Source organism: Dietzia aerolata, from assembly GCF_014144865.1.
Lineage (GTDB): Bacteria > Actinomycetota > Actinomycetes > Mycobacteriales > Mycobacteriaceae > Dietzia > Dietzia aerolata.
Map to the genome: position 1 here is coordinate 1 of NZ_JAALDM010000113.1, position 9,168 is coordinate 9,168.

Annotated in this window: 9 protein-coding genes and 1 pseudogene; 7 read left to right on the forward strand and 3 right to left on the reverse strand. The window is 68.4% G+C overall.

Annotation, left to right across the window (positions count from 1 at the left end; all coding sequences use genetic code 11):
• The coding region (locus tag G6016_RS17510) for a TetR family transcriptional regulator (RefSeq protein ID WP_182632034.1) at positions 1-327 on the reverse strand (327 nt) is incomplete at its 3' end.
• 146 nt (positions 328-473) lie between these two features.
• Here G6016_RS17510 and G6016_RS07445 point away from each other — a divergent pair.
• From G6016_RS07445 to G6016_RS07460, 4 genes are all read left to right on the forward strand, one after another.
• Positions 474-2,072, forward strand: a complete 1,599-nt coding sequence (locus G6016_RS07445; RefSeq protein WP_182632041.1) for an FAD-binding oxidoreductase — start codon at positions 474-476, stop codon at positions 2,070-2,072.
• A complete protein-coding gene (locus G6016_RS07450; RefSeq protein WP_182632035.1) occupies positions 2,069-3,049 on the forward strand; it encodes a diacylglycerol kinase family protein in 981 nt (326 codons plus the stop codon). The genes G6016_RS07445 and G6016_RS07450 overlap by 4 nt, the downstream gene beginning before the upstream one ends.
• 120 nt (positions 3,050-3,169) lie before the next feature.
• Positions 3,170-3,739: a CAP domain-containing protein gene (locus G6016_RS07455; protein ID WP_241729929.1), complete on the forward strand. Its 570-nt coding sequence runs from the start codon at positions 3,170-3,172 to the stop codon at positions 3,737-3,739.
• An 81-nt stretch (positions 3,740-3,820) separates the two neighbouring features.
• Positions 3,821-5,533 carry a BCCT family transporter gene (locus G6016_RS07460; protein ID WP_182632037.1) on the forward strand — a complete coding sequence of 571 codons (1,713 nt, stop codon included), beginning with the start codon at positions 3,821-3,823 and terminating at the stop codon, positions 5,531-5,533.
• 74 nt (positions 5,534-5,607) lie between these two features.
• On the opposite strand, the gene G6016_RS07465 is transcribed toward G6016_RS07460, so the two are convergent.
• Entirely contained in the window at positions 5,608-6,450 is an 843-nt protein-coding gene (locus G6016_RS07465) for a pirin family protein (protein ID WP_182632038.1), read from the reverse strand.
• A 221-nt stretch (positions 6,451-6,671) separates the two neighbouring features.
• On the opposite strand from G6016_RS07465, the gene G6016_RS17515 reads away from it, so the two are divergent.
• Together G6016_RS17515 and dapA are read left to right on the forward strand one after the other, a co-directional pair.
• Positions 6,672-6,797, forward strand: coding sequence for a hypothetical protein (locus tag G6016_RS17515; RefSeq protein WP_277815123.1), 126 nt, complete (start codon positions 6,672-6,674; stop codon positions 6,795-6,797).
• Positions 6,798-6,883: 86 nt separating this feature from the next.
• Complete coding sequence (gene dapA, locus G6016_RS07470; RefSeq protein ID WP_182632039.1) at positions 6,884-7,771, forward strand: 4-hydroxy-tetrahydrodipicolinate synthase; 888 nt, start codon at positions 6,884-6,886, stop codon at positions 7,769-7,771.
• A 58-nt stretch (positions 7,772-7,829) separates the two neighbouring features.
• On the opposite strand, the gene G6016_RS07475 is transcribed toward dapA, so the two are convergent.
• Positions 7,830-8,747, reverse strand: coding sequence for an oxidoreductase (locus G6016_RS07475; protein ID WP_182632040.1), 918 nt, complete (start codon positions 8,745-8,747; stop codon positions 7,830-7,832).
• A 159-nt stretch (positions 8,748-8,906) separates the two neighbouring features.
• Between G6016_RS07475 and G6016_RS07480 the strand changes: the two are divergent.
• Positions 8,907-9,168 (forward strand): annotated as a pseudogene (locus G6016_RS07480) (Tat pathway signal sequence domain protein); the annotation flags it as partial.

Sequence of the window (9,168 nt, forward strand, 5' to 3'; positions counted from 1 at the left end):
GCGCGGCGCCGTGGGGTCGGGCGCGTCCGGGCCCAGGTGGGCGACCGCCGAGGTGAGCTCGCGGGTGAGCAGGTCGGTGAGCAGCGCGGTGCTGTGGGGCCAGTGCCGGTACAGCGTGGTGCGGCCGAGGCCGGATCGGCGCGACACCTCGACCATCGTGGTGCGGTCGATGCCGAGGTCGAGAACGCAGGCGTGGGCGGCGTCCAGGGCGCGGTCGCGCGTCGCCGCCCGGGGGTTGGCTGACGGATGGGGCGCCGCTTGCGTTGTGGCTGCTCGCGAGGGACCGGACGGGGCGTCGGATCGGGATGGTGCGGGTCGGTCGGTCACCGGTCCTCCTTGCGGGTCGACGCGGAGCAATGTGGGCTGGAATTGGGCTGGAATCGGAACAGATTGTGCTTTACTGTTCCAGTATGAGCGATGACACACGCGCTGACAATCCCGATTCCCCCGCCGCCACACTGCCGCTGCCGCCGATGGCGCTGTCCCGCTGGGGCACTGACGCCGAGGCCAAGGACCTCAACGAGGGCATCCGCGGCCTGCTGCGTGACGTCCTGGGCGTGACCGCCGAAAGCGGCGTCTCGTTCGACCCGGCGGCTGTCGTCGCCTCCCCCTCAAAGCTTGACGACGACGACATCGCCGCGCTCATCGCCCTCGTAGGACCGGGCAACGTGTCCGTCGAGGACGCCCAGCGCCTGCCCCGTGCCCGTGGGAAGTCCACCCCCGATCTCCTGGCGTGGCGCCTGCGCCCCGAGGTGGACTGCCCCGACGCGGTGGTGGCACCGGCCAGCGACGACGAGGTGGCCGCGCTGCTCGAGTGGTGCGGTCGGGAATCGGTGGCCGTGGTCCCCTTCGGCGGAGGCACCTCCGTGGTGGGCGGACTCAACCCCGACGCCGGCGGGCACCGGGCCGTGGTGAGCGTCGACCTGGTCCGGTTCGACGCGCTCGAGTCGATCGACACCGTCTCCGGCGAGGCGGTGTTCGGGGCGGGCGTCACCGGCCCGCGCGCCGAGGAACTGCTGGCCGAGCACGGCTACTCGCTGGGCCACTTCCCGCAGTCCTTCCCTTATGCCTCGCTGGGCGGCTACGCCATGACCCGCTCTTCGGGTCAGAGTTCGGCCGGCTACGGGCGCTTCGACGAGATGGTCCGCGGGCTGACCGTCGTGACGCCCGTAGGGACGATCGAATCCAGTCGGGCGCCAGCGTCCGCGGCCGGCCCGGACCTGCGGCAGTGGCTCCTGGGCTCGGAGGGCGCGTTCGGCGTGTGCACCCGCGTCCGCGTGCGGATCCATCCCGTCCCCGAGGTGGTGCGGCACGAGGCGTTCCGCTTCCCCGACTTCGCCACCGGCGCCGCGGCCGTCCGCGCCGTGGAACAGCAGGGCACCGGCCCCACCGTCATCCGCCTGTCCGATGAGACGGAGACGATGGTCAACCTCGCCACCGCGACCGACTCGATCGGTGAGGGTGCGGGCGAAGACGGGGAGTCCGGGGGCTGCCTGTGTCTGTGCCTGTTCGAGGGCACGGTCGAGCACGCCGAGTCGCGGCATGCCGAGACGCGCGCGCTGCTCGAAGCCCACGGCGGCGTGTCGCTGGGGGCCGGGCCCGCAGAGTCTTGGGAGCACGGACGGTTCGGCGCGCCCGTGCTGCGGGACTCCCTTCTGGACAATGGCGCACTGGTGGAAACGCTCGAGACGGCCACCGATTGGTCGAACATTGAGAAACTGCGTGACGTCGTCGTCGTCGCCCTTACTTCCTCCCTCGAGGCGAGCGGCACCCCGGCGCTGGTCATGTGCCACATCAGCCACGTCTATCCGACCGGCGCCTCGTTGTACTTCACCGTCGTGGCCGGGCAGCGCGGCGCGGACCCCCTGACGCAGTGGCTCGACGCCAAACGCGCGGCGTCCGAGGCGATCGGCGCGAACGGCGGCACCATCACCCACCACCACGCGGTGGGTGCCGACCACCGCCCGTACCTCGCGGCGGAGATCGGCGAGGTGGGCGTGGCGATGCTGCGCGCGGTCAAGGCGGCCGTTGACCCGCACGGCGTGTGCAACCCGGGGACACTCATCCCATGAGTTCCACGCTGAACGAGCGCGAGATCCGCACCGTCGCCCTGCTCATCAACCCGGCGGCCGGCGGCGGCAAGGTGGGGCAGATCGTCGACCGCGCCGAGGTGCGGCTGCGGTCCCACGGGGTCGCCGTGACCCGGTTGACCGGCGGCAGTGCGCAGGAGTCGCTGGAGTTGGCGCGGGGGGTTGTCGCCGACGGCATCGACGGGCGCGCCGTGGACGCGCTCGCGGTGTGCGGCGGCGATGGGATGGTCTCGCTCGCCGTGCAGGCCACCGCTCACAGCCAGGTGCCTGTGGGCATCATCCCCGCCGGCACCGGAAACGACCTGGCCCGCGACTACGAGATCCCGCTGGGTGATCCCGAGGCCGCCGCGGATGTGGTGGCCGCAGGGCTCGTCGAGGTGGTGGACCTGGGGCGGGTGACACCGGACGGCCAAGCGCCGCAGGTGTTCGGATCCATCCTGTGCGCCGGGCTGGACTCGAAGGTCAACCGGCGGGTCAACGAGATGCGACTGCTCAGCGGACCGGCGCGGTACGTGATCGCCGCGCTGATGGAGTTCCCGTTCTATCGGCCGCGGCGGTTCCGGATGACGTTCGACGCCGGGCTGCCGACTGAGGACGTGGTGGAGGCCGAGGTGCTGCTCAGTGCCTTCGCGATCACCCGCAGCTACGGCGGGGACATGCGGATCGCCCCCGACGCGGACCGCTCGGACGGGCTCCTCGACGTGGTGTACGTGGTGGAGGTGGGGCGGACCCCCAAGCTCCGGTTCGCCCGGCATTTCTCCAAGATCTTCTCCGGGCGGCACGTGGGGCTGGACGGCGTGGTGTCGCGGCGGTGCCGGACGGTTCGGCTCGAGACCCCGGACGTCGTGCCCTCAGACGTCGAGGCGTTCGCCGACGGTGACGCCGTGTCGACGCTGCCGGTCGAGGTTGAGGTGCTGCCGGGCGCTGGGCGATTCCTGGTGCCGAAACAGGCCGGCTGAGCTTACCACTCCAGTCACATTAATCACATCAATAACTGCAGGTCACAGGCGTTTCGGAATCGTGTACCTCATCCGTCAATCGGTTCGCTTCAGGCTCGCCGAGGCGGCATGATCATCATCATGCGCTCCAGACTCACAGCGTCACTCGCGACCATTGCCGTCACCTCTGCCGCACTGATCGGTGTCGGGGGAGGCGCGTCCGCCTCCGCTCAGACGGTGCCGCCCTTCGTCCCGCCGCACCTGACCTCCCAGGTGGATCAGGTCTTCTCCCAGGTGCGCGCGGCCCTGCCGCCGGAGGTCTGGGCGGCGGCCGGATCGACGGGCATGACCTATCAGGATGTCTCTGGCGGACTGCGCGAGGGGATCATCTCCGAGATCAACGGCTACCGCACCGCGCACGGGCTCGGCACGCTCGCGCCGAACCCCGGGCTCGACGGCGAAGCGCAGGCATGGGCTGACCGGCTCGCGGCCCGTGATCAGGTGGTCCACAACACCGCGCTCATCCAGCGCGGGCATGGGGAGAACATCGTCTCGGCCGGCACCTACTGCGGCGCCGCCTGCCTGGTGGACCTGTGGAAGAACTCGCCCGGACACAATGAGAACCTTCTCGATCCCGGTTACCGTTCGGCCGGGATGGGCATTGCCTACGGAGCCGGAAAAGTTTTCGTGGTACACAACTTTGCATACTGAAGTTGTCGAGTGAGTCGCGTCAGCGACTCCCGAGAGACTGGGCCGGCCCGCTCGACCTGAAAAGTAAAGACGAGGGAGACCATGTCCGAACGGATCACAAGAGCATTGAGGCTCAAAACCGACCCGGGGATCTTTCTCTCCACTGTCGGTATCATCCTGGCGTTCGTCATCATCACGATCGTGGCCGGCGGCTGGGTCGGAGAGGTCTTTGGCACCGCGTCCGATTGGATCATGACCAACCTCGGTTGGTTCTATATCTTCGGCGTCACCGCTTTCCTGTTCTTCCTCATCTGGATCGCGATGAGCCGGTTCGGCCATGTCCGGCTGGGTGCCGACGACGAGGGGCCCGAGCACTCCACCGCGACCTGGTTCGGGATGCTGTTCGCGGCCGGGATCGGGTCGATCCTCATGTTCTGGGGTGTGGCGGAGCCGATCTCGCACTTCGCCACCCCGCCGCGCGGCGGGGTGGAACCAGGCAGTGCGGACGCGGCCACCGAGGCCATGGCATTCACGCTGTACCACTTCGGCCTGCACACGTGGACGATCTTCGCGCTGCCGGCGTTGGCGTTCGCGTATTTCATCTACAAGCGCAAGATGCCCCCGCGGGTGAGTTCGATCTTCGCGCCGGTCTTCGGCGACAAGATCTTCGGCCCGATCGGCAAGATCATCGACGTGGTGGCCCTCATCGGCACCGTCTTCGGCGTCGCCACCTCGGTCGGACTGGGCACGCTGCAGATCAATGCGGGCCTGAACGAGTTGTTCGGCATCGCCGTGTCCCCGTTGGTGCAGACGCTCATCATCGCGTTCGTCACCACGATCGCCTGCATCTCCGTCGCGCTGGGCCTGGAGAAGGGCATCAAGCGGCTGTCAAATGCCAACATCGCGATGGCCGTGGCCCTGCTGATCTTCATTCTCGTCACCGGCCCCACCCTGTTCCTGCTCAAGGGAACCGTCGAGTCGCTCGGCGTGTACCTGACCACGCTGCCGGAGCTGGCGTTGTGGAATAACGTTTTCCCGGCCAGCGATGACCTGGCAGGCTGGCAGAACACGTGGACCGTCTTCTACTGGGCGTGGACCATCACCTGGTCGCCGTTCGTCGGCATCTTCATCGCCCGCATCTCCAAGGGGCGCACGATCCGCGAGTTCGTCTTTGGCGTCCTCGGCCTGCCGGTGGCCTTCTCCGTCATCTGGTTCGGGGTCTTCGGCATGGCCTCGTTCGACATCGAGCTCAACGGGGACGGCGGCCTGGCCCAGCGGGTGGCCGTCGAGGGCGACATCCCGGGCGCACTGTTCGAGTTCCTGTCGAACTACCCGCTCGCCACGCTCGTCTCCGGCCTCGCCGTGCTCCTGGTGGTCATCTTCTTCACCACGTCCGTCGACTCGGCGGCGATGGTCGTCGACATGATGGCCTCGGGCAAGGACGAGGACGTTCAGATCTCGCCCACCCATCAGCGCGTCATCTGGGGTGTGCTCATGGGCGCGGTCGGCGCCACGATCCTCGTCAGCACCGGAGAGGGCGGACTGACGGCTCTCCAAGAGGTCATCACGGTGATCGGGCTGCCGTTCTTCGTCATGGGCTTTGTGATGATGTACAGCCTGGTGCGCGGCATCAGCGACGACATGGGCGAGCGCCTGCCCACGGTCACCCGTCAGTGGGATCGGGCCTACTCGGCCGACGAACTGGAGAAGAACGAGGAGGCGCCCTCGCCGGAGCCGATCCATCCGCTGCATGAGATCCCGGAAGTAGAGGAGGACGACGGCGCACCCGCGACCGTCGAGGACGACAAGGCCTGACCCTCACCGCGTTCGGCACGCACTTCGGCGCCCTCACCCATCGGCGGGTGAGGGCGCCGTCGTGTGGTGCGGGGCTAGTGGCCGCGCACGTCGAGCATGGTCATGCCGGCGTGCATCTCCCACACGAGGATCTCGGCCCCGGCCTCACCGGCGGTCACCCTCCGCCCTCCGGAGGCGGTGATGCGCGCGGCGTCGCCGGTGTCGAGCACGCCCACGCCCTCGAGCGCCACGGAACCGACCGGCACGTAGAGGTGTACAAACGGCGCGTCGGGGAGGGCGACCGAGTGCCCGGGTGAAAGGCGCGAGGCCAGGAGCGCCGACGTCCGGTTGCGAATCCTGATCGCCGCGCGGTCGGCGTAGGTGTCAGAGCCTCCGGCGACGACGACGAGGTCGTTCTCCAGCTCGCCGGGGGCGATCTCCCGCTGTTCGTATCCCGGTTCTGCGCCGGTGTCGTCGGGAACGACCCACATCTGCACGAGGTGGACCGGCTCGACATGAGCGGGGTCGCGCTGGATCGAGCCGTCCTGCCAGGAGTCATTGCGCTCCGAATGCAGGATGCCGCTGCCGGCGCTCATCCTCTGGGCCAGGCCGGGGTAGATGAGGCCGCTGTTCCCTACAGAGTCCTGGTGCACCAGGGAGCCGGACAGGACCCAGGTGACGATCTCCATGTCCCGGTGTCCGTGGGTGTCGAATCCGGTGCCCGCGGCGATCGTGTCGTCGTTGTTGACGAGCAGGCGCCCGAAGTGGGTGTTCATCGGATCCTGGTGGCGGGCGAACGAGAACGAGTGGCGCGAGTCCAGCCAGCCTCCCCGGTCGCGGGAGCGCGTGTGCGAGCGGCGGATGGAGACCTTCGGAAACAGTGCGGATGACACTCCTGATGGCACTGCGGAGGATCGTGCGGAAGACCGTGCGGACATGGGCAACCTCCCCGGAAGTAGTTGATGCATCAACTATATCACGACGGCGCCGTTGCCTCATTGTGACCGTTGCGCTGGGCTTTTCGGTCAAGCTGCCATTTCGGACGCTCGACTAGTACATTCGTCCAGAACGATCGTCCAGAAAGTTCGCCGAAAGTTTGGTGCTGCGTCATCGATGCACGTAGGGTGACGAGCGTCACAACGCATAGGAGGTGTATCCGATGTTGCAGAACGCCTTGATCACGACGCTCCGAGTCGGCATGGCTACCACCAACGAGGTGGCACACATCGTCGTGGACAACACGCTCGGTCGATTCCTCAACACGGATCCGGACAAGGTTCGCTAGCAACTGGCCCGGGCGGGCAGTGATGTGCGACGCACCGGATGCCACGTGAGAGCGCAACATCGGTGATGTGGCCTAGTCTGGTTCGCATGTCCGACAACCCCTTCGGTCGGGTCATCACCGCGATGGTGACCCCCATGCATGACGACGGCTCGATCGACTTCGACGGCCTGCGGCGACTCGCGGTCCACCTGGCCGACAATGGTCATGATGGACTGCTGGTCAACGGCACGACCGGAGAGTCCGCGACGACCACCGACGACGAGGACTACGACTGTGTCCAGGCCGTGGTCGAGGCGGTCGGAGACCGGGTCTCGGTGATGGCCGGCTGCGGTACCAACGACACCGAGCACTCGATGCGTGCGGCCCGCGAGATGGTCGCCCGCGGCGCCGACACCCTGCTCGTGGTGACGCCCTACTACAACAAGCCCACCCAGCAGGGGATCGTCGAGCATTTCCGGATGATCGGCGAGGCCGCCGACCGTCCGATCATGGCGTACGACATCCCCGGTCGGACCGGCCTGGCCCTGACCACGGACACCATCCGGAGCCTCGACGAGATCCCGCAGGTGCGCGCGATCAAGGACGCCAAGGGTGACCTGTTCGAGGCCAGCCGACTGATGGCGGAGACGGACCTGCTGTGGTTCTCGGGGGATGACGTGCTCAATCTCGCCCATCTCGCGATGGGCGCCGTCGGCGTGGTCTCCGTGGTCGGACACGTTGCCGGCAACGACTACCGCGCGATGGTCGAGGCCGTCGACGCCGGCGACCTGCCCCGTGCCAGGGAGATCCACACCCGCCTCATTCCGGCGGTGGACGCGATCATGCACACCTCGCAGGGCGCCATCCAGGCCAAGGCGGCGATGAAACTTCTCGGCGTCATCGGATCCGACCGGCTGCGCATGCCGTTGCTCCAGGGGCCGGCCGAACACCTGGACAAGCTCCGGTCCGGTCTCGCGGCGTCCGGACTCCTGTGAGCCCGGGGGCGACGGTGTCGTCGTCGCCCCATTCCGGAGGTTCCGTCGGGCCCGCGATCTAGCGAAACGCCACCATCTCGCTGCAGCGTCGCCACAGTGCCGCCGCCACTGCCGTGTCGTGAGACCGCGCGGTCGACCACGTGATCTCGGGCAGGCCGCGCAGGCCCCCGAGCCGGTCGGGTCCGACGAAGGCGCCGCCGGCGATGTCCTGGACGGTGGCCGCGTACTGGACCGGCAGTGAGCCCTGGTCGGGGGTCAGGCCCGCGCCCGGGATCGAGTTGCCCAGTTCGAAGAACCGATCGGCGAGCGGCCGGCCGCTCTGCCGGATGAGCTCGGTGGCCGTGTAGCCGGGGTGGGCGGCCACGGACCGCAGGTCGGAACCCTCGCGATCGAAATGCCGCTGCCATTCGTAGGCGAGCATCAGGCACGCCAGCTTGGAGTTGCCGTACGCGCGCATCGGACTGTAGCCGCGCCGCTCCATGCTCAGGTCGTCGGTGTCGATGCGGCCCCACAGGTGGGACAGCGAACCGAGCCAGACCACGCGATCCCGCAGAAGCGGTTCCAGGCCCAGGGTGAGGGCGTGATGGCCCAGCGTATTGACGCCGAACTGCATCTCGTGGCCCTGCGCGGTCCGGGCGTGCGGGAGGTTCATCACCCCGGCGTTGTTGATGAGGACATCGATCCGCTCGAGCGCGTCGGGCCCGGCGGAGACCTCATCGACGAAGCGGGACACCGAGTCCAGGTCCGCCAGATCGAGCAGCCGGACCTCGGTGCGCTCCCGCGCGGCCGCCGGCAGGGACGCCTGCGCGGCCTCCGCCTTCTGGAGATTGCGGCACGCCATGATCACCCGCGCGCCCCGGCCCGCCAGGGCTCGGGTGGTGGCGAACCCGATCCCGGTGTTCGCGCCGGTCACCACGAAAACGCGGCCGGATTGGTCGGTGAGGTCGGTATAGGTCCATCTGTGCGAGCGGGGCATGAACATCAGTCAACCAAGCCGTGCCTGAGCGGTGGGATACCACCCATGTGGTAACGCCGGGGGGAGACGCCGCGACGTTCATGTGTCACACTCGTCGGGGGCGCGAGTCCCATCTGTCACTCGTGCCTCCATCACTGACTGAGAACCCGGAGTACCTCCATGACGTTCGACCGCCGATCCTTCCTCCGCCGTGCCGGGCTCGGTGCGGCCGGAGCCGGTGCGCTTGCCGCCGGCTTCTCGCCCGTCGCGGGCGCCCAGTCCTCCATCCCCGCCCCGCTCGGGGCACTCCCCGGAGCCGGCGCCGGAGTCCCGATCGGCACGCTGCTCGACTACGCCGCGGGCCCGCCGTCCGCGGCCTCGGTCCGCGCGGCCGGTCACATGGGCGCCGTGCGCTACTGCTCCAACCGTCGCCCCGGCGCCG

Bases quoted from the DNA above. Each gene is read 5' to 3' on its own strand.
- G6016_RS07445 (WP_182632041.1), top strand. From the start codon at position 474: ATGGCGCTGTCCCGCTGGGGCACTGACGCCGAGGCCAAGGACCTCAAC.
- G6016_RS07450 (WP_182632035.1), top strand. From the start codon at position 2,069: ATGAGTTCCACGCTGAACGAGCGCGAGATCCGCACCGTCGCCCTGCTC.
- G6016_RS07455 (WP_241729929.1), top strand. From the start codon at position 3,170: ATGCGCTCCAGACTCACAGCGTCACTCGCGACCATTGCCGTCACCTCT.
- G6016_RS07460 (WP_182632037.1), top strand. From the start codon at position 3,821: ATGTCCGAACGGATCACAAGAGCATTGAGGCTCAAAACCGACCCGGGG.
- G6016_RS07465 (WP_182632038.1), bottom strand. From the start codon at position 6,450: ATGTCCGCACGGTCTTCCGCACGATCCTCCGCAGTGCCATCAGGAGTG.
- G6016_RS17515 (WP_277815123.1), top strand. From the start codon at position 6,672: ATGTTGCAGAACGCCTTGATCACGACGCTCCGAGTCGGCATGGCTACC.
- dapA (WP_182632039.1), top strand. From the start codon at position 6,884: ATGTCCGACAACCCCTTCGGTCGGGTCATCACCGCGATGGTGACCCCC.
- G6016_RS07475 (WP_182632040.1), bottom strand. From the start codon at position 8,747: ATGCCCCGCTCGCACAGATGGACCTATACCGACCTCACCGACCAATCC.